Annotated in this window: 21 protein-coding genes; 17 read left to right on the forward strand and 4 right to left on the reverse strand. The window is 61.3% G+C overall.

Annotated features, from left to right (window positions below):
- Positions 1–75 precede the first annotated feature (75 nt).
- The 5 genes from EM6_RS08045 to EM6_RS08065 all read left to right on the forward strand — a co-directional run bounded on the left by EM6_RS08045 (position 76) and on the right by EM6_RS08065 (position 6,746).
- Positions 76–909, forward strand: a complete 834-nt coding sequence (locus EM6_RS08045; RefSeq protein WP_126421741.1) for a tetratricopeptide repeat protein — start codon at positions 76–78, stop codon at positions 907–909.
- A 232-nt stretch (positions 910–1,141) separates the two neighbouring features.
- Positions 1,142–2,194: a ribonucleotide-diphosphate reductase subunit beta gene (locus EM6_RS08050; protein ID WP_126421743.1), complete on the forward strand. Its 1,053-nt coding sequence runs from the start codon at positions 1,142–1,144 to the stop codon at positions 2,192–2,194.
- Between the two features lie 173 nt (positions 2,195–2,367).
- The gene (locus EM6_RS08055; protein WP_126421745.1) at positions 2,368–3,507 is read left to right on the forward strand and encodes a murein hydrolase activator EnvC family protein; all 1,140 of its coding nucleotides are present in this window, start codon (positions 2,368–2,370) and stop codon (positions 3,505–3,507) included.
- A gap of 110 nt (positions 3,508–3,617) precedes the next feature.
- Complete coding sequence (locus EM6_RS08060; RefSeq protein WP_126421747.1) at positions 3,618–5,081, forward strand: S41 family peptidase; 1,464 nt, start codon at positions 3,618–3,620, stop codon at positions 5,079–5,081.
- A gap of 267 nt (positions 5,082–5,348) precedes the next feature.
- Entirely contained in the window at positions 5,349–6,746 is a 1,398-nt protein-coding gene (locus EM6_RS08065) for an anthranilate synthase component I family protein (RefSeq protein ID WP_126421749.1), read from the forward strand.
- Here EM6_RS08065 and EM6_RS08070 read toward each other — a convergent pair.
- The 3 genes from EM6_RS08070 to EM6_RS08080 form a co-directional block, all read right to left on the reverse strand.
- The gene (locus tag EM6_RS08070) at positions 6,739–7,284 is read right to left on the reverse strand and encodes a TadE/TadG family type IV pilus assembly protein (protein ID WP_126421750.1); all 546 of its coding nucleotides are present in this window, start codon (positions 7,282–7,284) and stop codon (positions 6,739–6,741) included. The genes EM6_RS08065 and EM6_RS08070 overlap by 8 nt on opposite strands.
- On the reverse strand, positions 7,284–7,745 hold the full coding sequence (locus EM6_RS08075; protein ID WP_232037026.1) for a TadE/TadG family type IV pilus assembly protein: 462 nt from the start codon (positions 7,743–7,745) through the stop codon (positions 7,284–7,286). Before EM6_RS08075 ends, EM6_RS08070 begins: the two co-directional genes overlap by 1 nt.
- A gap of 158 nt (positions 7,746–7,903) precedes the next feature.
- Positions 7,904–8,329: a pilus assembly protein N-terminal domain-containing protein gene (locus tag EM6_RS08080; RefSeq protein WP_126421754.1), complete on the reverse strand. Its 426-nt coding sequence runs from the start codon at positions 8,327–8,329 to the stop codon at positions 7,904–7,906.
- 376 nt (positions 8,330–8,705) lie between these two features.
- Here EM6_RS08080 and EM6_RS08085 point away from each other — a divergent pair, with 376 nt between their 5' ends.
- The 11 genes from EM6_RS08085 to EM6_RS08135 all read left to right on the forward strand — a co-directional run bounded on the left by EM6_RS08085 (position 8,706) and on the right by EM6_RS08135 (position 20,272).
- Positions 8,706–8,888 carry a Flp family type IVb pilin gene (locus EM6_RS08085; protein WP_126421756.1) on the forward strand — a complete coding sequence of 61 codons (183 nt, stop codon included), beginning with the start codon at positions 8,706–8,708 and terminating at the stop codon, positions 8,886–8,888.
- A 73-nt stretch (positions 8,889–8,961) separates the two neighbouring features.
- Positions 8,962–9,138: a Flp family type IVb pilin gene (locus tag EM6_RS08090; RefSeq protein WP_126421758.1), complete on the forward strand. Its 177-nt coding sequence runs from the start codon at positions 8,962–8,964 to the stop codon at positions 9,136–9,138.
- Between the two features lie 81 nt (positions 9,139–9,219).
- Positions 9,220–9,741 (forward strand): A24 family peptidase, encoded by a 522-nt coding sequence (locus EM6_RS08095; RefSeq protein WP_126421760.1) that lies wholly within the window; start codon positions 9,220–9,222, stop codon positions 9,739–9,741.
- Positions 9,742–9,902: 161 nt separating this feature from the next.
- Entirely contained in the window at positions 9,903–10,817 is a 915-nt protein-coding gene (gene cpaB / locus EM6_RS08100) for a Flp pilus assembly protein CpaB (protein WP_126421762.1), read from the forward strand.
- A gap of 8 nt (positions 10,818–10,825) precedes the next feature.
- Positions 10,826–12,274, forward strand: coding sequence for a type II and III secretion system protein family protein (locus tag EM6_RS08105; RefSeq protein ID WP_232037027.1), 1,449 nt, complete (start codon positions 10,826–10,828; stop codon positions 12,272–12,274).
- 11 nt (positions 12,275–12,285) lie between these two features.
- On the forward strand, positions 12,286–12,972 hold the full coding sequence (locus EM6_RS08110; RefSeq protein WP_232037028.1) for a CpaD family pilus assembly protein: 687 nt from the start codon (positions 12,286–12,288) through the stop codon (positions 12,970–12,972).
- A 22-nt stretch (positions 12,973–12,994) separates the two neighbouring features.
- Positions 12,995–14,422 carry an AAA family ATPase gene (locus tag EM6_RS08115; RefSeq protein WP_126421764.1) on the forward strand — a complete coding sequence of 476 codons (1,428 nt, stop codon included), beginning with the start codon at positions 12,995–12,997 and terminating at the stop codon, positions 14,420–14,422.
- Between the two features lie 9 nt (positions 14,423–14,431).
- A complete protein-coding gene (locus EM6_RS08120; protein ID WP_126421766.1) occupies positions 14,432–16,048 on the forward strand; it encodes a CpaF family protein in 1,617 nt (538 codons plus the stop codon).
- Between the two features lie 36 nt (positions 16,049–16,084).
- Positions 16,085–17,062, forward strand: a complete 978-nt coding sequence (locus tag EM6_RS08125; protein ID WP_420000739.1) for a type II secretion system F family protein — start codon at positions 16,085–16,087, stop codon at positions 17,060–17,062.
- Between the two features lie 16 nt (positions 17,063–17,078).
- Positions 17,079–18,059 (forward strand): type II secretion system F family protein, encoded by a 981-nt coding sequence (locus tag EM6_RS08130; protein WP_126421770.1) that lies wholly within the window; start codon positions 17,079–17,081, stop codon positions 18,057–18,059.
- Positions 18,060–18,127: 68 nt separating this feature from the next.
- On the forward strand, positions 18,128–20,272 hold the full coding sequence (locus EM6_RS08135; RefSeq protein WP_126421772.1) for an exonuclease domain-containing protein: 2,145 nt from the start codon (positions 18,128–18,130) through the stop codon (positions 20,270–20,272).
- On the opposite strand, the gene EM6_RS08140 is transcribed toward EM6_RS08135, so the two are convergent.
- Entirely contained in the window at positions 20,259–21,083 is an 825-nt protein-coding gene (locus tag EM6_RS08140) for a class I SAM-dependent methyltransferase (RefSeq protein ID WP_126421774.1), read from the reverse strand. The genes EM6_RS08135 and EM6_RS08140 overlap by 14 nt on opposite strands.
- Before the next feature lie 155 nt (positions 21,084–21,238).
- Here EM6_RS08140 and EM6_RS08145 point away from each other — a divergent pair, with 155 nt between their 5' ends.
- Positions 21,239–22,375 (forward strand): serine hydrolase domain-containing protein, encoded by a 1,137-nt coding sequence (locus EM6_RS08145; protein WP_126421776.1) that lies wholly within the window; start codon positions 21,239–21,241, stop codon positions 22,373–22,375.
- Positions 22,376–22,454 lie beyond the last annotated feature (79 nt).

A 22,454-nucleotide genomic window follows, 5' to 3' on the forward strand; every position in this document is an offset into this window, starting at 1 on the left:
GGGGTCTAAATCAAAGCTTAAAGCCGTATTCGTTTTTGCGAGGCCAGAACGCCTCCGGCCGTCTCAGGGTGTCGCATGACCCGTCTTGCCGTTCTGTTGCTTGCTGGCGGTTTGCTGGCCCTTCCCGTTCTGGCCGCCGAAGACGCCAAACCGGCCGAAAAATCAGGCCTGAAGTCGGTCAAGCTGGTGGAGACGCCGGCTCCGCCCAAGCCGGTCAAGGCGACCAGGGCTGAGCGCGAAGCGGCGATGCGCCTCGACCCGCTGGGGCGCGCGGCCTTTTTCAATCGCGAATTTGTCAACGACCCGACCGATATTGAGGCCGGGCTGGTCCTGTCGGAAGCGCAGCGCGCACTGGGCAACCCCAAGGAAGCCGCCGATACGGCGCACCGCGTGCTGTTGTTCGCGCCGCAAAACTATGAGGCCCTGCTGGCGGCGGCGCGCGGCCACATCGCCAATAATGACGCCTTCTACGCCATCGACCCGCTGCAAACCGCCACCACACTGAAACCCAATGACTGGCGCGCCTGGTCGCTTCTGGGCGTGGCCTATGACCAGACCAAGCGTAGCGAAGAGGCGCTGAGCATGTGGGACAAGGCGCTCAGCCTGTCACCCGACAACCCCGCCGTCCTCACCAATCAGGCCATGTACAAGGCCGGCAATGGCGATCTGGCGCAGGCCGAAACCATCCTGCGCCGCGCCGTCACCCTGCCCGGCGCCACCATTCAGGTGCGTCAGAATCTGGCGCTGGTTCTGGGGATGCAGGGCAAGCTGGCCGAGGCGGAAAAACTGCTGCGGCAGGACCTGCCGCCGGATGTGGCGGATAAGAACCTCGCCTGGCTTCAGGCCTCGCTGAAACCCGCCGGTTCGGCTACCCCGGCCCGCGACTGGAACAGCCTCAAGGGCGGGTGATCTGTAAAACCGCGCCGCCCGTAAGATAGATGCGGGCCAAAACCCCAGAATGGGACTCCTGTCTGCCCCCGCGCCTGTGCTAGGGTGCACGCGCGACGGGCGACTCACCCGCGCGGCCAATTATCCCCAGACGCGACATTGTGCCCACACAAGATGTAGATATTCATCTGGTGTTAACTACAAAGTGTGGTGATATGGGGCCTCAGTTCAGTGTCGATTCGGAAGTCATGCCATGAGCCTCATCATCCCCGGTGCCCAGCCCAAGGCGGGCCTGCTTACCCCCTCGATTGCCTATAAGCCGTTCCGCTATCCGTGGGCCTTCGACTTCTGGCAAAAGCAGCAGCAGGTGCACTGGCTGCCCGAAGAGGTGCCGCTGGGTGAAGACGTCAAGGACTGGGCGTCCAAGCTGAACGACAATGAGCGCAACCTGTTGACCCAGATCTTCCGCTTCTTCACGCAGTCGGACATCGAGGTTCAGGACAACTACATGGAAAAATACGGTCGGGTGTTCAAACCGACCGAGATCAAGATGATGCTGTCGGCCTTCGCCAATATGGAGACCGTGCACATCGCCGCCTACGCCCTGCTGCTTGAAACCATCGGTATGCCCGAAGCCGAGTTTGGCGCGTTCATGGAATACGAGGCCATGCGCGACAAGCACGACTTCATGCAGAAGTTCGGCGTCGATACCGATGCCGATATCTGCCGCACGCTGGCCATGTTCGGCGGCTTTACCGAAGGCCTGCAACTGTTTGCCTCCTTCGCCATGCTGATGAACTTCCCGCGCTTCAACAAGATGAAGGGCATGGGGCAGATCGTCTCGTGGTCGGTGCGCGACGAAAGCCTGCACTGCGAAGGCATCATCAAGCTCTACCACGCCTTCAACAAGGAAACCGGCGCGGTGACCAAGGCCGTGGCCGACGACATCGTCGATTGCTGCAAAACCGTAGTCAGCCTCGAAGACAAGTTCATCGACCTGTCGTTCGAAATGGGCCCCGTCGAGGGCATGACGCCGGACGATATCAAACAATATATCCGCTACATCGCCGACTGGCGCCTGCGTCAACTGGAACTGCCCGAAGTGTTCGGCGTGCAGGAAAACCCGCTGCCCTGGCTTCAGGTGCTGCTGTCGGGCGTCGAACACGCCAACTTCTTCGAAGCCCGCGCCACCGAATACTCCAAGGCCGCGACCAAGGGCTCATGGACCGGCGGCGAAGGCGTGTGGGACGCTTTCGATACCCTGCTCAAAAAGCGCTCGGAAGCCACCCGCGGCGTGAATGTGTAAGGGATAAAGATTTGGGGCCGCAGGCCCCAAACCCCGAATGTTTAAAGCGCTCCATTGGTTTCCGATGGAGCGCTTTTTGTTTCGGGGTATGGGGCCTACGGCCCCATAGTCTTTCCTCTTCTTCGTTAAGACTTCCTAAGACCGTATTAACCCTCTGCCCTTAGTCTGAGCGGATGACCCTTCGTCCTGCCCTGCTGCGCGCCGCCAAGCCGGTTGCGCTGACGCTGCTCGTGCTGTTGTGCACGGGCGCAGTGGGGGCGCAGCCTGTTCAAAAACCCTTAAGCAAGCAGGCGCAGACCGAGCTGGACACGCTGGGGGCGGAGTTGCGCGCCAATGCCCGCAAGCGCGAGCAGAAGCATCAGTCGGCGCGGGAGATCGCGCAGGAGATCGAGCGGCTGCGGGCGCAGATGATCGACATAGCCCGCACGCAGGGGGCGTCGGAACAGCGGGCGGCGGTCTATCGCGCACGGCTGGAGACGCTGAGCTTGCTTGAGGCCGATATGACACGGCGGCTGGGGACATTGCGCAACAAGCAGGCGCGGTTGCTGAGCGCCTTGCAGATCTATTCACGCAACCCGCCACCGACGATTTTCGTTTCGACGCGCAAGGCCAATGATGCGGTGATCGCGGCCATATTGCTGAAAGAGATTACGCCGGAGCTGAAAAAGCGCGCGGCCGTGCTGTCGGAAGAAAACCGCAACCTGATCCGTGTGCGGCGCGAGGCGGCCTTACAGAACGAGGCGCTGTTTATTTCCGAAAGCGACGTGTCGGAGCAGCAGAAGCAGTTGGAGACCCTGATGGCCGATCGGGCGGCGCTGGAAGATCAGCTTTTGCGCGAAGCCGATGCCATTGAAGCGCGCAATCTGGAGCTTGAGGCGCGTCAGCGGACCCTGCTGGGCCTGCCCTCGCCGCTGCGCCCGGCCCAGAGCCGCACGCTCGACCTGCAACTGCCTGTGGTCGGTGAAAAGGCCGCCAGCTATGGCGAGACGGTGGACGGTCAGACCAGTCGCGGTCTGCGGCTGAAGACCACGCCGGGGGCGCAGGTACGCAGTCCCGGCAACGGGCGCGTCGAATATGCCGGGCCGCTGGACGGCTATGGTCAGGTGATCATTCTCGATGTCGGCAACGACTATCACGTGGTGATGACCGGGCTGGGGCGGGTCTATGTCGATCCCAACCGCACCGTGGCCAGGGGGGAGCCGCTGGGGCGCACGCCCAATCTGACCGACAAGCCGACGGTCTTTTATATGGAGCTGCGCCAAGGCGAGAACCCCGTCAATCCGGCCACCGGCTTCGATCTGAGCAAGCTGTAAAGGCCCTGTTTACGCCACATTAAAAGCCTGTAGTATGGGGAGTGAGCGTCTATGCCACCGCTGGTTTGCAGGTGGCCATTACGGAGCCAAGAAGCTCCAAAGAGGACTATATGAGACATTACTTCCTGGGCGGCGTCGCCGCTCTGGCCCTGAGCATCGGTGCGGTGGCCTACGCCAATCAGCCGGCCTTTTCGCCCAAGTCCGATACCTATGAAATGCTTGAGCTGTTTGGCGACGTCGTGGCGCTGGTCAAGCAGAACTATGTGGTCGAGGTGGACGACAAGAAGCTGATCGAAGCCGCGCTTCAGGGGATGCTGTCCTCGCTCGATCCGCATTCCAACTACCTGTCGGCGGATGATTTCACCGACCTTCAGGAACGCACCAAGGGCGCCTATGGCGGCATCGGCCTTGAGGTGCAGTCCGAAGACGGCGCGGTGAAGGTGGTCACTCCGATGGATGACACCCCGGCCATGAAGGCGGGTATCCAGTCGGGCGACTTTATCACCGCCATCGACGGCACCTCGATTCTGGGGATGCGCCTGAACGAGGCCGTCTCCAAGATGAAGGGGACGCCGGAGACGGACCTGACGCTCACCATCTACCGCGAAGGCAAGGACGAGCCGTTCGACGTCAAGCTGAAGCGCGAAATCATCAATGTGAAATCGGTCAGGGCGCGCATGGAAGGCGCTTACGGCTATCTGCGCATTTCGAACTTCAACGAGAATACGGCGCGCGAATCCTATGAGGCGCTGAGCGATCTGCGCACAAAGAATCCGCAGATGAAGGGGCTGATCCTCGATCTGCGCAACAATCCCGGCGGTCTGCTTGATCAGTCGGTGGGCGTCGCCGACCTCTTCCTCGAAGGCGGCGAAGTGGTATCTCAGCGTGGACGCAAGCCCGACGACATCACCCGCTATCAGGCCCATAAGGGCGACATCATGAATGGCAAGCCGATTGTCGTCCTGACCAATCCGGGTACGGCTTCGGCGGCGGAAATCGTTGCGGGCGCGCTTCAAGATCACAAGCGGGCCTCGACCGTCGGCCTGACCACCTTCGGCAAGGGTTCAGTGCAAAGCGTCATCAATCTGGGCGAAAACCGCGCGGTGAAGATGACCATTGCGCGCTATTACACGCCATCAGGCCGCTCGATCCAGAAGACGGGCATCGAGCCCGATCTGGAAGTGGCGCAATCGCGCGATCAGGCCAAGGTGATCGCCAACCGCGCCTATTCCTTCTCGGAAGCCGATTACAAGAACGCGCTGGATGCCGATGAGGGCAAGAAGCGTCAGGAAGCGCACGTCGTGTCCGAAGTGCCGCCGGATTCCTACGACGTCAAAACCGGTGACTTCCAACTGGCGCGCGCCATCGACGTGCTGAACTATGGCGGCGACGTGAAGATGGCGGCGGCGCACCCGCGCGGCCTCAAGCTGGCCATGTCCGATCTGGTCGATGCGCCGAGCGAGCGCTTTGCGGGCAAGACCAAGGCCGGACCGGCCAAACCAGCCCCGGCGGCGGCCCCCAGCACGGCGACCGCTTCGTCGTCGTCATCCTCAAGCTCGGCGCAACCGAAGTAAGCGACACCCCCGCATCGTACCTGCGGGGGTTTTTACATCCGCACAGGGGCAGAGCGCGTATAAGACCTGAAAAAAACGCCCGATGCGTCGCACCGGGCGTCAGGATACATCTCATGGACCTCCATCCATAGGCCACTCGTCATACATGCCAGAGAGTGTCTAAAAAGACAGGCTTGTGTGGCGAAACCTGCAATCATAATGATCCTCAATGGCTTAACGGGCGAATCAAGTTGCCGTGAGAGTTGAAGCCGCCCGCCGTGAACACGAATGACGCCCCCGTTTCCTGAGCATCTGCATATAGTGTCGCTGCCCTACAGGCCGCCCGAAGCCTTTTTCGGCAGCGTGCTGAGGTCGGAGCGTTGCGCCGGTTTCCTGTCCGATGGCGGGGCGCTGGGGCGCTGGTCGTGGCTGTCTGTAACACCCGATGACACAGAGGTGTTTGCCTTTGACGATGCGCGCCGACCCGAAGAGGTGTTGCGCACGGCCTGCGTAAAGGTGTTGGGTGACACCCATGTCCACGGCGACGACATCACGGATTTACCGCCCTTTACGGGCGGGCTGATCGGGCTGGCCGGGTTTGAGCTGGGGCCCCGGCTGGAAAACCTGCCGCTGCGTGCGTTTGAGTTGGGGGGTGAACCGTGGCCCGAACTGGTGCTGATGCGCTTTTCGGCGGTTCTGGCCTTCGACCTGCATCAGAAGCGGAGGCTGGTACTGGGGCGCGGCGCAACGGCGGACGCGGCGCGCGAGCAGGCCGAGGCCCTGGCGGCGCAGGTCGAAACCGTGGCGTCCACGCCCCGGCCCTCCACCCTGATGGACGGCCCATTGCTCAGCGAGACGCCGGACGCCGAGTTTGAGGCGAAGGTGGCGACGCTGGTGGCGCAAATCCATGCCGGTGACCTGTTTCAGGCCAATCTGGCGCGCGGCTGGCGCGGCGCTCTGAAACCCGGCCTTACGCCCGATCACATTTTACAGGCGCTGGCCGAAGCGGGGGCCAGTCCGTTCGGCGCCTTTATGCGCTTTGGCAACCGCGCCGTCATATCAAACAGCCCGGAACGCTTCATCCGCCTTAGAGCTGATGGGCGCATGGAAACCCGCCCGATCAAGGGCACACGCCCACGCGGGCACACGCCGCAGGCTGACTCGGCGCTGGGGCAGGAGCTGCTCAACAGCGCCAAGGATCGCGCCGAAAACCTGATGATCGTCGATCTGATGCGTCACGACCTGTCGAAGGTCGCCGAGGTCGGCTCGGTGCGCGTCGAAGCCCTGAATGCGCTGGAATCCTATCCCAACGTGCACCATCTGGTGTCCGTGGTAACGGCGCAGCTCAAGGCGGGATACACGGGGGCGGATGTGCTGCTGGCCACCTTCCCGCCCGGCTCGATTTCCGGTGCGCCCAAGGTGCAGGCGATGAAGGTCATTCAGGCGCTGGAGGCCCCGCGAGGCCCCTATTGCGGCTCGCTGTTCTGGGTCGATGCGTCGGGTGCCATGGACTCGAATGTGCTGATCCGCACGGCCGCCTGTGAACGTAACGAAAGGGGCCTGTGGCAGTTAAGAGTCAGTGCGGGGGGCGGTATTGTCGCCGACTCCGATCCCGCCGATGAACGCCACGAGACCGAAACCAAGCTGTCTTTGTTCAAAGCCGTCCTCGAACGCAGAGTTACTTAAGGAGAATCTTCGCACCCGACCGCGGATGATGATAGGTCTTGTTCTGGAACGTCGTATTAATCGGCAAAAACTTACCTATCGGCGGCGTGAAGTCATACACAACTTCGGTAATGATCAGGCTTTCGTCGGCTGGCAACTGAGCGGTGGTCAGGTTGCTGGTTGATACGTCTCCGCTGCCCTTCCAGTTGCTGCGCTGATCCCAATCCTTGGCGATGACGCCCGTGGTCTTGTTGCGTGTGACGCTGGAAATACGGATTTGCAGCTTGGTGCCCGCGGGAAAGGGCTCAAGGATGCTGGCGCCGATCTCAAAAATATCGTTCAGATTGGCCGTAGTCACGCTTTCAGATTGCGCCACCAGATCTCCCATCGTTGCGGCCAGGTGTGCGGTCTTACGGCTGGCCATCATTCCGAGGCTGAGGTCCGCCAGCCCCCAGTAGATGACAATAAGCACCGGCGCGATCAGCGCGAATTCTACCGCTGCCGTGCCGTTGCGAGCTCTGAGCCCGATATGAAAGCTTTGGCGCAGACGTCTCAGCATCAGAAGGGCTCGTTTCTGAAGACGATGATAGAAGAGAGAACGGTTTCACCGCCGCTCAATGTACCGAAACCGGGCTTCAGAAGCGGCGAGAACACCGGCCAGGTATAATAGACGCGCACCAGCTGTATCTGGCTGCTACCGCCCACTGTATATTGCATATTGACGAACTCACCATCCACGATGACTTCGGGGGCTTTGGTCACCATCTGGAAATTGGTAAATGTGCGCACATCAACGCGCAGCTTGGAGGTACAATCCGCGCCCAGCCATGCCATTTCGTTACACACCTTGGTAATGAAGACGGCGGGCGTGGTGGCCTTGGTGGCCAAACCTGTGCGCAGTTCCCGTGACACCTTTGCGGTCGCCAGATCGAGGGAGACGCCGGCAAACAACACAATGGCCAGCTCTATGCAGCCCATGATCAAACCAAAGAAAGGGAATGCGATCAGGGCAAATTCCACCGCCGTCGCGCCCCGGCGGTCACGCCACAGCCCCCTTATCGGACGGGGCGGGGTCTTCCCGATTGTGTTCAGCCGTGTGCGCACCCTGATGATCCCATTCGCGAAAATCCCGCTCATTTTAGCTGAAGCGGAGTCAACAGGCGGTTAAGCTGAAGGAATTAACTCGCCGGTGACGGTGGCGCAGCCGGTGTGGAAGAAGACGACTGCATCCCGTCGGTCTGCTCAATACAGGTGCGGCTACAGATCATCGTGCTGGGTTTCAGTCCCTTATAGACGGTAACGCCCCCCTCTACCGGGGTGCCGACCATTACATCGGCATCAAAAATATTGCGCCCGGCGCTATCGGTGACCGACACCGAGGACCGCCCAAATCCCCGCCCTATAATATATATAGTGCGAGAATCGACGACGGTCACATCGGCCACCTCGGGATTGCCGACGATCACCGACCCGGCAGAGGCGGGCAAAACCACCCGCGTACTGTGGTTTTTTTCGACCACGATCTTGCTGGCGGCCTCGGCGGCACCGGCCGACAAAAGAGCCGTCAGCGCCAGACATCCGGCCATTATCATCTGCTTCGTCATCTTTATCTCCGTCTGCAAGGAAACCGGACCCGTTGTGCCCCCGGCGCAACCCCAGCCTGCCTTACGAATATGAGCTTCAGGTTAGGAACACAGGTAAACAAGATATGTTTAAAAATGCTGAACGCAATATTAATGGAAAAAATTATGGCGATTATTCAATATTCAATATCGTATACAAGAATTAACCTTAACGAAAATTTACAGTAAATCATTATTAACTATAGAAAAATTTCAAAAACTTTCCAACATTTACTTCATATTAATTACGGTCGCATATTCTGCATTCGTGTTCGGGAGCAAGTGAGACAAACAACTCACCACCCCGGTCCGAAGTTAAACCTCACTTGCTTAGCATAATACTCAAATGGAGACTCTCATGACCAACCTCATCAAGACCTTTGCCAAAGACGAATCGGGCGCCACGGCCATCGAATACGGCCTGATCGCCGCCCTGATCGCCGTCGCTCTCGTGACCATCATGACCACTCTGGGCGACAAGCTGGAAGGCGCATTCAACAACATCGGCTCGCAACTGGACAAGGCTCCGGCCGCTTCTTAAGCTCAAAGTTACGATGTGAACGTGGCCGCAGATACGAAGTACCTGCGGCCATTTTTTATTACAGGGTCCCCTCATGCTGAAATTGACCTTGCTTTTCGCGCGTGACGAACGCGGCGCAACCAGCATCGAATACGGTTTGATAGCCGGGGCTATCGCCATTGTGCTGGCGACCGTTATGACGACGCTAGGCAATGATCTGACAGCAGCGTTTCAACGCATTATGGCTCTTTTCCCTGAGACGCAAACTTAGCGCCATACGCGCCAGTTTCACGCTTTATTCAGTATATAAGGCTACCGCTGAGAGACACATCTCTCGAAGCCTTGCGGTCCCATGCCTCTCCTGATCCCCGCCCTCTTCTGCCTTGTCTATCCAGCCTGCCTCGTTTGGGCGGCCATTAGCGACCTGCGTTCGATGACCATACCGAACCGGTTGAGCCTGATCCTGGCCGGTGTTTTCTTTCCCGCAGCCCTGCTGTTGGGCCTCCCCCCTCTCAGCATCGCCATCCATACCGGGCTGGGGTTCGGCATACTGGTCGTGGGCTTTGCCGCTTTCGCCTTCAAGGTGCTGGGCGGCGGCGATGCCAAGCTTCTGGCCGCGACGGCCCTGTGGTTTCATCCCGAGGGGGTGCTGGCCTTTCTGACATATACCGCCCTGGTCGGCGGGGCCTTCACCCTGCTGCTGCTGATGGCGCGGCAATTCCTGCAAATCTATACCCCCACCCTGCCTCAGTGGCTGCAAACCCTGCTCAAGCCCAAAGGCGACATCCCCTATGGCGTGGCCATCTGTGCGGGTGGCCTGCTGGCCATACCCTACAGCGATCTGTGGCCGTTACTGAACAGGCTGGCCGGATAGGTAAAAAGGGGATTTCGGGTGTCATTTTCACAAATTCGTCCGCCCGTTAGCTTTCTTTAGGCTCCCGTTAACCACCGTTAAGCCAAGATTCGTCGCAACTGCCAATTGACTGGCTATCCGCGCGCGCCAGAACGCCGCCGGGGCTTTGAAGGGGAACCTCCATGAAGGCGTCACGTTTTGTCGTAATCGGCATCGCCGCGGTCGCAGCGCTTTTGCTGGCGCTGGTCGTGCGCGGCATGATCGGCGGCAATGGCGCATCCAACGCCAATGCGTCGCAAAAGGTCGCGGTCGAAGCACCGACAGTCAAGGTGCTGGTTGCAGCGCGTCACCTGAAGGTCGGCGAGCGCATCGCCGAGGCGGACCTGGCGTGGAAGGCCTGGCCCGAAGACGGCATTACCGAATCCTATTTTACCGACAAGCCGGTGACCCCTGTGGCCCCGGCCGAGGCCAAGTCCGCCGAAGACAAGGCTCTGGAAAAAAACGTCAAGAATGGTGCGGCTCAGGTCGCCGAGGTGGCTGACAAGGCCATGAACCCGACACGCGGCATGGACGCCGTGCTGGGCGGCGTGGTGCGCGAGGAAATACTGGCCAATGAGCCGATCGTGGCGCGCAAGGTCGTGCGCGCCGATGCTGGCGGCTTCATGGCCGTCATGCTGGCCCCCGGTATGCGCGCCATGGCCGTGCCGGTGACCGTCGAAAGCACGGCGGGTGGCTTTATCCTGCCCGGCGACCGCGTCGATATCGTGGTTTCGACAGAACTTCAGTCCAACGGTCAGTCCACCCACGTGGCCAAGCCGGTCCTGCGTAACGTCAAGGTTCTGGCCGTCGATCAGACGGTGGAGGCCAAATCCGATCAGCCCTCGGTCATTGGAGCCACCGCCACGCTGGAGGTTCGCCCCGAAGAGGGTGAAGCTCTGGCGCAGGCCAAGGCTCAGGGGCCTTTGTCGCTGATGCTGCGTTCCTATGCCGATGTCGGCGGCCCCTCAGGCCGCGTCGGTCCTTCCACCACCGGCGCCGGCAACAAGGTGGTCGTCTATCGCAACGGTCAGGGCACGGACGTGCCGGTATCCCGATGAGAGTTTCGATGAAGAGACGTTTTGATATGGCACGGCCCTATCCCCTTCTTGCCGCTTTTGCCGCTGGCCTGCTGATGAGCAGTCTGGCGGTCAGCGGCGTTCAGGCGGCCCCCAAGCCCTACAGCGCACCGGTCAGCCCCATGACCGTGCAAACCCAGACCTCTGGCGCCCGCACGCAGGTGCTCAATCTGGCCAAGGGGCGCTCGGCCGTGGTGGACCTGCCGGTGGATGCCGCCGATGTCTTCGTTTCCAACCCGGCCGTGGCTGATGCCGTATTGCGCACGCCGCGCCGCATCTTCGTTCTGGGCGTCGCCGCCGGTCAGTCGGACGCCATATTCTTTGACGCAGCGGGACGTCAGATCCTGAACCTTCAGATCCGCGTGGGCGTCTCCACCGATCAGTTATCGGACACGGTGCGCAAGCTCTATCCGCAATCGGATGTGCAGGTGCAGAGCGTCAATGGCTATGTCATCCTGTCAGGTGTGGTGGCGAACGCCAGCGAATCCGAAGCGATCCAACGCCTGTCCGTCGCCTTCGCCGAAAAGCCGGAAAACATCATCAATATGCTGGCCATTGCCGGTAAGGATCAGGTCAGCCTGAAGGTTCGCATTGTCGAGGTTCAGAAATCCTCGATCAAGCAGATGGGTTTCAACTTCAGCGGCCTGTCCGGGCAGACCGGCGAAGTGCAGTACGCCCTTCAGAATACACCCACCTATGGCACCAATGGCAAGGCGCTGGGCGGCATGAAGATCGGCTATGGCGACAAGTTGCTCTCAGCCTCGCTTCAGGCCTTTGAGCGCGTCGGCCTGATACGCACCCTGGCTGAACCCAATCTGGCCGCCGTATCGGGTGAGTCGGCCAAGTTCCTCGCCGGCGGGGAATTTCCTGTGCCGGTGGCCAAGGATACGCAGGGCCGTGTTACCGTCGAATTCAAGACCTATGGCGTGGGGCTGGGCTTTACGCCGGTCGTGCTGTCCAACGGCACCATCTCGCTAAAACTTTCGACCGAAGTCTCGGAAATCGTCAATACCGGTGCCTTCTCGCTCGACGACACCTTCACCATCCCCGGCCTGTCGGTGCGTCGCGCCGAAACCACGGTCGAGCTGCCGTCGGGCGGTTCGCTGATGATCGCCGGCCTGCTGCAATCGAAGTACAAGCAGAGCATCGACGCCCTGCCCGGCATGACCACCATTCCGGTGCTGGGGGCCCTGTTCCGCTCTCGCGACTTCCTTGATGAGCAGACGGAAATGGTGGTCATTGTCACCCCCTATATCGTTTCGGCCAAGTCGCCGGACGCCTTCCAGACGCCCGCCGACAACTTCCAAGTCGCCTCCGACCTCGAATCCGTCTTCCTCGGACGCCTGAACAAATCCGTGCGTGCCAAGCGCGGTGAAGTCGCCGAAGCGCCGCCTCCGGCTGGCAGCTATCAGGCCCCCATCGGCTATGTGATCGAATAGGAACCTGCGACATGACCATGAACCGCCCGGCCCCCTTCCGATTCACCGCGCTGCTTCTCGGCGCATCCCTGTTGTCGGCCTGCGCCACTGACGCACCACCCGCGCTTCAGGCCCACGCGCCGACGCCGCTTGACCACTATCCGCTCCAGGCCCAGTCGCGCACCGATGCCCTGCATTTCAAAATCCACCCCAAGAGCGGCCTGTCCGACAATCAGCGCCGCGCCCTCGACCAGGTGGCCCGCAAGGCGAGTTGGAACGGGGGGCAGGCCGTGGACATCACCATCCTGACCGCCAATACGCCCGATGCCCTGCGCGCCGGGGCCGCCATTCGCGCCTATCTCAATGACCATCAGATCAGTCTTCACGCCGTCTCGCAAACGACCGCCGAAGGCCAGCCCGCCGACGTAGTGAGCCTGATCACGCGCGAATACCGCGCAGTGGTCAACGACTGTAATCAGGCATGGGAAAATCTGGCGGCCTCTCGTCACAATGCCGCACCGCAGAATATGGGCTGCGCCATCAATGCCAATCTGGCGGCACAGATTGACGATCCGCGCGATATCGCCGCGCCGCAGCCTGCGACACCCGGCGATGCCGGCCGTCGTACCGTTATCATCGACAAATATCGCAAGGGCGAGGTTACCTCGGCAGCCAAAGATGATGCTGCCAAGGCGAATGTCTCCCAGGTCATCAAGTGAGTCCGTTACAGTGAGCCCACCTATGTCCTCCCCCGCCAGACATATCGATCCGTTCGACAGCTTCGACGATGCTGACGACAGCTTCACGCAGAATTACGAAGCGGCAGACACCCTTGATCTGGGTGACCCTTTTGAGGACCTACCCGATGCGGACCTGCAACCGCTGACGCCTGAACCCGGCCTGCCGCGTCAGGCTCTGACAGCGGCCAGCTTTGCGGCCATCGAGCCCACGGACGATCTGGGCGCGGTGTCCATTCCGCGCATCGGTATCCACTTCTTCCCACAAAACGACGCCACGCTTCAGGCCTGCGACACGGCAGCTCTCGATCGCCGCATGGCGCGTGCCCAGTCGCTGGTTCGCCGCGGCGGCATAGAAGAAGCCATCGCGGCCTATCAGCACGAACCGACTCCGTCGCTGCTGATCGTCGAATCGAGCGAGGCCGCGCATGGCCTCTTGGAACAACTCGGTCGTCTGGCCGAGGTGTGTGACACGAACACCAAGGTGGTGGTCATCGGGGCGCACAACGACATTTCGCTATATCGTGAACTGATCCGTCAGGGCGTGTCGGAATACATGGTAGCACCGGTCAAGCCGCTGCAACTGATCAAGTCCATCGCCACCCTGTTCAACGATCCGGAAACACCGTTCGTCGGCCGCGCCATCGCCTTTATCGGCGCACGCGGCGGCGCAGGTTCGTCCGTACTGGCGCACAATTTCGCGCACAGCCTGTCAGAAGCCATGCAGGCCAATACGGTCATTGCCGACTATGATCTGCCGTTCGGCACCGCCGGTCTCGACTTCAATCAGGACCCGCTGCAAGGCATGGCCGACGCCCTTAACGAACCGGATCGCCTTGATCAGGTGCTGCTGGACCGCATGCTGACGCGCTGCACCGAACGTCTGTCGCTGTTCTCGGCTCCGGCCTCGCTCGATCAGGACTATCTGGCCGATGAGCACGCCTTTGAGGAAGTGACGCGCAAGGTGCGTTCGGTCGCACCGTTCATCGTCATGGATCTGCCGCACGTGTGGACGCCGTGGCTGAAAAAATGCCTGATCGCCGCCGATGAGGTGGTGATCGTCGCCACCCCGGACCTCGCCAGCCTGCGCAATGCCAAAAACCTGATTGAGCTGCTGAAATCCTTCCGCCCGAACGACAATCCGCCGCGCATCGTCCTCAATCAGGTCGATATGCCGGGTCGTCCGGAAATCCCGGTCAAGGATTTCACGGCCGCCCTGGGGGTTGCCCCGGCCTGCACCATCAGTTTCGATGCCAAGACCTTTGGTCAGGCCGCCAATAACGGTCAGATGATCGCCGAATGCGCCCCGGCCTCCAAGGCACATGAAGCGCTTCTGGCGCTTACCGCCACGATTACGGGCCGGACGCCGGAAACGAAGAAGAAGGCGGCATCGACGTCTCTGATCGGGAAATTCTTCCCGAAGAAGAAGTGAGGCCCATAGGTGTTCGGAAAGCGCCCCACGGATTCATCGGGTAAGCCCGCCGGCTTCGGCGCTGCGCGCGCGGCCGCCCCGTCACCTGGCGCTCAGGCCGCCGCGCAGATGCGCCCGCAGGCGCTGAGCGGAGGCAATACCTCTGCCGAAAAGCCCAAGGATATCAAGGGCGCACCGCCTCCGGCCAAGCCTGCCGGGGATATCGCTACGCGTCCGCAAGGTGTCGCTGAGACCTCGCCTGCGGCCGAAGATCGCCGCAGTACGGACAAGCCAGCCCCCAAGGCCGGCAAGATGGCCGCCGGTCTCGACCAGATGCACAAGGCGCAGACGGTCACCGAGATCGTGCGCGAGCAGTCGGACTATTACCACGCGACCAAGACGGCGATCTTCAACGCGCTTCTGAACACCATCGACCTGTCGCAACTGGCGCAACTGGACCAGAAGGCCGCGTCGGAGGAAATTCGCGACATCGTCTCGGAACTGGTGACGATCAAGAACGTCTCCATGTCCATCGCCGAACAGGACGCGCTGGTTCAGGACATTATCAACGATGTTCTGGGCTATGGGCCGCTGGAACCGCTGCTGGCGCGCGACGACATCGCCGACATCATGGTCAATGGCGCGGGCCGCGTCTTCATCGAAGTCTCGGGCAAGGTGCAACTGACCAATGTGCGCTTCCGCGACAATGCGCAACTGATGAATATTTGTCAGCGCATCGTGTCGCAGGTCGGGCGTCGCGTCGATGAAAGCTCACCCATCTGTGACGCCCGCCTGCCGGACGGTTCGCGCGTTAACGTGATCGCGCCGCCTTTGGCGCTCGACGGCCCGACGCTCACCATCCGGAAGTTCAAAAAAGACAAGCTCACCATGCGCAATCTGGTGGAGTTCGGCTCCATCAGTCCGGAAGGGGCGCGCGTGCTGGGGGTCATCGGGGCGTCGCGCTGTAACGTGCTGATCTCCGGCGGTACGGGTTCGGGCAAGACGACGCTGCTCAACACCATGACGGCCTTTATCGACCCGACCGAGCGCGTCATCACCTGCGAAGACGCCGCCGAACTGCAACTCCAGCAGCCGCACGTCGTGCGTCTGGAAACCCGTCCGCCCAACCTCGAAGGCCAGGGCGCGATCACCATGCGTGATCTGGTCAAGAACTGTCTGCGGATGCGCCCCGAACGCATCATCGTCGGCGAAGTCCGCGGCCCGGAGGCCTTCGACCTCCTGCAGGCCATGAACACCGGCCACGACGGCTCTATGGGCACGCTGCACGCCAACTCCCCACGCGAAGCCATTTCGCGTCTGGAATCCATGATCACCATGGGCGGCTATGGCCTGCCTTCGCGCACCATTCGTGAAATGATCGTCGGCTCGGTAGATATCATCGTTCAGGCCGCCCGCCTGCGCGACGGCTCACGCCGCATCACCCACATCACCGAAGTTCTCGGCCTTGAAGGCGACGTCATCATCACGCAGGACCTGTTCCTGTACGAAATCGAAGGTGAAAACAAGGAAGGCAAGATTATCGGTCGCCACCGTTCGACCGGGATCGGTCGTCCGCGCTTCTGGGACCGCGCGCGTTATTACGGACTGGAGCGCGAACTGGCGGAGGCGCTCGATGCAGCCGAATAAAACGGTTCTTCCGGCCTGCGCGGGTGACCGGCCATGATGATCTTCCTCATCGCCTTTCTGAGCTTCGTTATCCTCGCTTCGGTCGGTTTCGTCCTGACCGGCGGCGGGACCTCTGAGGTTGCGGCCAAACGCGCTCAGGCCATCGGGATGGGTGCCACCACGGCGGCCAAACGCAAAAGTCAGCGAACCGCCGCCAGCCGCACCCCTGAGGAACGCCGTAAGCAAATTTTGCTGCAACTCAAGGAATCCGAGCAGCGCGAACGCAAGGCGCGTCTGTCACTGACGGCGCGTTTGCAACACGCTGGCCTTACCCCCAATGTGAAGACCTTCTGGATATGGTCTGTGGCGCTGGGCATAGTCGCGGCGGTGATCGTTCTCATCCTCAGCCGCATCCCTCTGGCGGCGCTGGGTGCCGGTTTTGCCTTTGGCTACGGCGCGCCACGCTGGTGGCTGTCGTTTCTGGCTAATCGCCGCACGGCGAAATTCACCGCCAATTTCGCCGATGCGATCGACATTCTGGTGCGCGGCATCAAGTCGGGCCTGCCCGTACATGACGGCCTGAAGATCATCGCTAAGGAACTACCGGCGCCTCTGGGCCCGGAATTTCAACGCCTGAACGAAAACATCGCCATCGGCATGGGGCTGGACATGGCGCTCGAAAAAATGTGCGAGCGTATGCCGACTCCGGAACTGCGTTTCTTCACCATCGTCATTGCCATCCAGCAAAAGACGGGTGGTAACCTCGCCGAAGCGCTCGGCAACCTGTCGCACGTGCTGCGTTCACGGCGCATGATGCGCGAAAAGATCAAGGCCCTGTCGTCCGAAGCCATCGCCTCGGCCTGTATTATCGGCGTCCTGCCGCCGGGTGTGGGGATGATCATCTATGTGACCAATCCCGGTTACATGGGCACGCTGGTCAGTGACCCGCGCGGCAATATTATGCTTCTGGGGGGCGCCATCTGGATGACCTTCGGCGTCCTGATGATGCGTAAAATGATCAACTTCAAATTCTAGGGTAGGGCATTTTCATATGAAAGACTTAGCCTATGCCCTGATACAGCCCGCCAATATGATCGCCATTGCGGTGGCGGTGCTGTCCTTTTTTGCGGTGCTGACGCTGATGCGCTCGTCCCTGTCGGGGGAACAGTTGGACAAGCGGATGAAGGCTGTGGCGCAACGGCGCGAGGAACTGCGCCGACAGTCACGTCAATCCATGGTTCAAACCAGCAACAGCGGCCTGCGCCAGACCGACGAAAGCCTGTACAAGCGGATCGTTGATCGCCTGAACCTGAAGACCCTGCTCGAAGACCCCAAGGTGGTGGACAAGCTGGCCATGGCCGGTTTCCGCGGGCCCAAACCCATTACCACCTTCTACTTCTTCCGCTTCCTGATGCCTTTTGTGCTGGGGGCGTTTGCGACCTTCTACATCTATGTGGTCAACGATTTCGGACAGCCGCCGAACATCAAGATCCTGATCTGCGTCGCCATGTTCGTCGCCGGCTACTACGCCCCAAACATCTATATCAGCAACATCGCCTCCAAGCGTCGCGCCACAATTGTGTCGGCCTTTCCCGACGCGCTCGACCTGCTTCTGATCTGCGTCGAAGCGGGTATGTCGATCGAAGCCGCCCTGCAAAAGGTGTCGCAGGAAATCGGCTCGGCCTCCATCGAACTGGCCGAAGAACTGTCGCTGCTAGTAGCTGAACTGTCCTATCTGCCCGAACGCCGCATGGCCTATGAGGGGCTGGCGCGCCGCACCAACTATCCGGGGATCAAGTCGGTTTGTACGGCGATGATTCAGGCCGAAAAGTACGGCACTCCGCTCGGCACGGCCCTGCGTGTTATGGCCAAGGAAAACCGCGAACTGCGTCTGTCGGCGGCGGAAAAGAAGGCGGCCGCCCTGCCCGCGCAGCTCACCGTGCCGATGATCGTCTTCTTCCTGCCGGTGCTGTTCGTGGTCATCCTGGGCCCGGCCGCCCTCAACATCATGGATATGATGGGCAAGAAGTAGCGTCGGTCAGACTTGCACCGCACACTCGGAACATATAAAGAACATGATGACACGCCAGAAGGTCGATCATGTCGCGTTTTCCTGTCCTGCCGCCGACCTATTACCATGCGCATTTCAGTGAAATGCTAGCCTTTGTGCGCGACGTCTATGCCAGTGTTCTGGGGGAGGCGGAGCACGCCTTTATTACGGATTTTGCAGGTCTAAGCCTTGAGGCCCAATGCCTGTTTATCCGCATGTCGAATCGCAAACGGCCGGTGTTTACCATTGCTGACCTCGTCTATGCCGAGATCGGTGAGATCGAATGGCGGCTGGAGGAGCTGGTCGAGGCCGGGTTCGCGCGTCGCGCTTGCGCCGAAGATTACCGGTCGTGGCTCGATACCCTGACGCGGCCCGTACTTGAGCAGATAGCGCGTGACCACGACATCGCCCTGTCGCGCCAGTGGTCGAAGGCGCAGGTGGCACGGGCGGTCGAACAGACCCTGCCGTTCGCGGATTTCGCCACCGGTTTTTCGCACACCACCTGGGTGCCGGGGCATCGGGAGACGGTGGGCTTCCTGCTCTACCTCTATTTCGGCAAGCTGAGCGACAATCTGACGGCCTTTACCCTGCGGGATCTGGGCGTCGTCTCGGTGCGCGGCGAGACGGCCTATCAGGCGCGCTTCGTCAGCCGTGAGGAGGCGCTGGGCGGCCATGCCTATACGCAGGCGCTACGGTCGTTAAAGGGGGCAACACCAGAGGATTATCAGCGACTGGCCGAACACGCCAGCACCCTCCCCTCCCCCGCCACGCCGTTTGTCGAAGGCCTGCGTGACCGGCTGATGCATGATCTGGGGCGCTTCTTTGAACGCCAGAAGGACACGGATCAGGCCATTGGTTTTTACGCGCAATCGGGCCTGTTCGAGAGTCAGGAACGCACCATCCGTTTGCTGCACGGGCGGGGCGAGACAGAGCACGTGCTGGGCCTGCTGGAGTTCATGCTCGACGCCCCGGCGCACGATGAGGCCTTCCTGTTCGCCGACGACTTCTACCGTCGCAAGTTCGGCAAGAAACGCACCAGTGCGTTTACCGACCTGCTGCGCGACGGCGAAGAGATCAATGCCGACGACCTCTATCGCGGCCTTCCGGAACTGGCGGCCATCCGCCATTACGAGGCGCAGGGCTGGACGGCGCACCACGTTGAAAACGGCCTGTGGCCGGCCCTGTTCGGCCTGCTGTTCTGGGACGAGCTGTTTGAGCAGCCCGGATCACTGGCCTCGGAATTCGACTGGATGCCGCAGGCCCTGAAAGACAATCGCTTCGCCGCCCTGTTCCCGCACGCCGTGACAGAGCGTCTAGATGCGCTCGAAACGGGTCGTGGCTGGCCGCTGATTGCCGATACCCTCGCCCGCCACGAAGGCCGTGAGAATGGCGTCTTCGGCTGGTGGCCGGGTTTAGGGGACCTGCTGCGTGACTTTCTGAACGTTGCACCGCCTAAGGCCGTGCGCGACATAATGGCGGCCCTGTGCAGCGATTTTCAGGGCTTACGCGACGGCTTTCCCGACCTGCTGCTGATCGGTCCGGGCGGTGTCAAATTTATCGAGGTCAAGGGCGAAGGCGATCAGGTGCGCCGGCATCAACTCGCCCGGCTCAACCTGCTGCGGCAGGCGGGATTTGAGGCCGGTATACTGCGCGTCGCCTTCCGCCCCGACCCGGATCAGGTCTATGCGGTGGTCGATATCGAGACGACCGGCGGACAGGCGGCCTATGAGCGCGTCACAGAGATCGGCGCGGTCAAAATCCGCAATGGTGAGATCATCGACACCTGGCAAAGCCTGATCAATCCCGAAAGGCGCATCCCTCCGTTCATCACCGAACTGACCGGCATCAGCAATGCGATGGTCCGCGACGCTCCGCGCTTTGCCGACATTGCCGACGATTTCGAGGCCTTCCTGAAAGGCACGGTCTTCGTCGCCCACAATGTCAATTTCGACTACGGCTTCCTGTCGGCGGAATACCGGCGACTGGAACGGCCCTTCCGCTATCCCAAACTGTGTACCGTGGCGTCGATGCGGCGGCACTTTCCCGGGCTGGCGGCCTACGGACTGGGGCCGTTGTCGCGTGAGTTTGGCATTGAACTAAAACATCACCACCGCGCCCTGTCGGACGCGATGGCGGCAGCGGAATTGCTGAAAATGGTCAATGAGAAGCGGCTGTCTGCCGTTACGGCTTTTTGAACTTCAGCGTCATGCGGTCGGATTCGCCAATCGCGTCAAACTCCGCGCGTTGTTCGGGGGTCAGGGCGGCGTCGCCCTTGCCACTACTGCGGATGGGCTTCAGCGTCCACACACCGAACGGATGGTCATGGTCGTCCTTCGGATTGGCGTTGATCTCGCTTTTGCCGACCAGCACGAAGCCCGCCTTTTTCGCCGCCTCAATGACATAGCTTTCCGGCACATAGCCCGTCCCGGCCTTGGGGTCTGAGCCTTCCGGCGCGCGATGCTGCTCGACCGCCAGAATGCCGCCGGGCTTCAGCGCCTTGAACGCGGCCTCCAGATGGCGCTCGGTCGCCCCGTCCTGACGCGCCCAGTTGTGGAAGGCGCGCGCGATCAGCACCAGATCGGCCTGACCCGCCGGCAGCGCATCGAGCGTGGAGGCACTGACCTCGCCATAGATCGACTTGTCCGCCACCTCGGCCCAGAAGGCGGCATCATTGGTGTTGTTCATCACACCGGTGTAGCGCCCCTTGGTCTTATGGGCGTAGGGGGCCAGGATTTCCGTCCACCAGCCTTTGGCACCCGGATAGAATTCGACAATATCGGCACCCGGCTTGAGACCCCAGAAGGCCAGCGCCTCCACCGGGTGGCGGTACTGATCGCGCGCCTTGTTTTCCGGTGTACGCCACGCACCGTCGATGGCGGCTTTTAGCGCGGCATCCGGGGCCTTGGCGTGGGCTTCGTGATGGTCGTGGCCTTCGTGGGCGACCGCCTGACCGGTGAGGCTCAGGGTCAGGGCGGCGGCAGCAAGCAGAGCGGTGCGGGTCAGCATAGGTGTCTCCTCAGATACTGGGCGCAAGGGTGGGGCGAATTGTGGCCTTTTTGCGGCCAGATTCACCGCCGCGCGAACGCTATCGTTTGCAGATCGGTTGCCCGATCCCGCCCCTGCGCCTATAGGGGAAGGGCATAGCTTCGGAGTCCCGCCTCATGACCGAAATCCACGGCACCGCCCCCGCCCGCTTCGCCGCCGTCAAAGACCGCTTTGCCCGGCATTTCGCCGAAGGCCCGGACGGTCTGAGCGAAAAGGGCGCACGGTTTACCGTGGTGCAGGCCGATGAGGTCATTCTCGACCTGTGGGGCGGGGTGAAAAACCGCGAAGGCACCGAAGCCTTCACCGAATCCACCCTGACACCGGTCTTTTCCTCAACCAAGGCCGTGACCGCTCTGATGATCGCCCGGCTGGTCGATCAGGGAAAGCTCGACTACGCCTATAAGGTCTCGGTGCTGTGGCCGGAATTCGGCCGTAAGGGCAAGGAGAACATCACGCTGGGGCAGTTGATCTCGCATCAGGGCGGCCTGTCGGGATTCAGCCCACCGATTGATCCGACCACCTGGTTCGACATTCCGGCCCTGCTGGAGGCCCTGTGTGATCAGGCCCCCTTGTGGACGCCGGGTGAAGGCTCCGGTTATCACCCCATCACCATCGGCTATCTGCTGGGGGAAATCTTCCGGCGCGCCGATGGGCGCACGCTGGGGACGGCGCTGCGCGAAGACATCGCCACGCCGTTCGGGCTTGACCTGATGATTGGCACGCCGGACAGCGAGTTTTCCCGTATCTCGGAAATGTGGAAACCCACGCGCGCCCCGGACCTCGGCCCGCTTGATGCGATCAAACAGGCCGCCTTCCTCGACAAGGGCTCCTCACCGGCCGGGCGCGGCTCAGCCGACTGGCGGCGCATGGAAATTCCGTCGGCCAATGGCCATGCTACGGCCGAGGCTCTGGCCCTGCTGATGCAGGTGGTGGCCAATGGCGGCACGCTGATGGGGCAGCCGCTGCTGTCGGAAAAGACGCTGAACGACGCCACTAAGGAGCGCGTGTTCGGGCGCGATCGCGTCCTGCCGTTCGACCTGTCGTGGGGAGCGGGTTTCCTGCGCAATCGCGGCATCGGCATCTATGGCCCCAATGCCCGCGCCGTCGGCCATTCGGGCTGGGGCGGGTCGTGCGTGATGGCCGACCCGGACAAGCGCCTGAGCATCGCCTATGTGATGAACCGTCAGTCGCACTACCTGATCGGCGATCCCCGTCCTGTCGGGCTGATCAATGAGGTGTACGCAGCACTGTAAGCCCGACAGGACAAAGCACAGAAAGTCCTGTCGGGTTGATTAATGAGGTGTACGCGGCGCTGTAATTCACCTCCCTGTC

Origin of the sequence: Asticcacaulis excentricus (assembly GCF_003966695.1) — a bacterium.
Lineage (GTDB): Bacteria > Pseudomonadota > Alphaproteobacteria > Caulobacterales > Caulobacteraceae > Asticcacaulis > Asticcacaulis excentricus_A.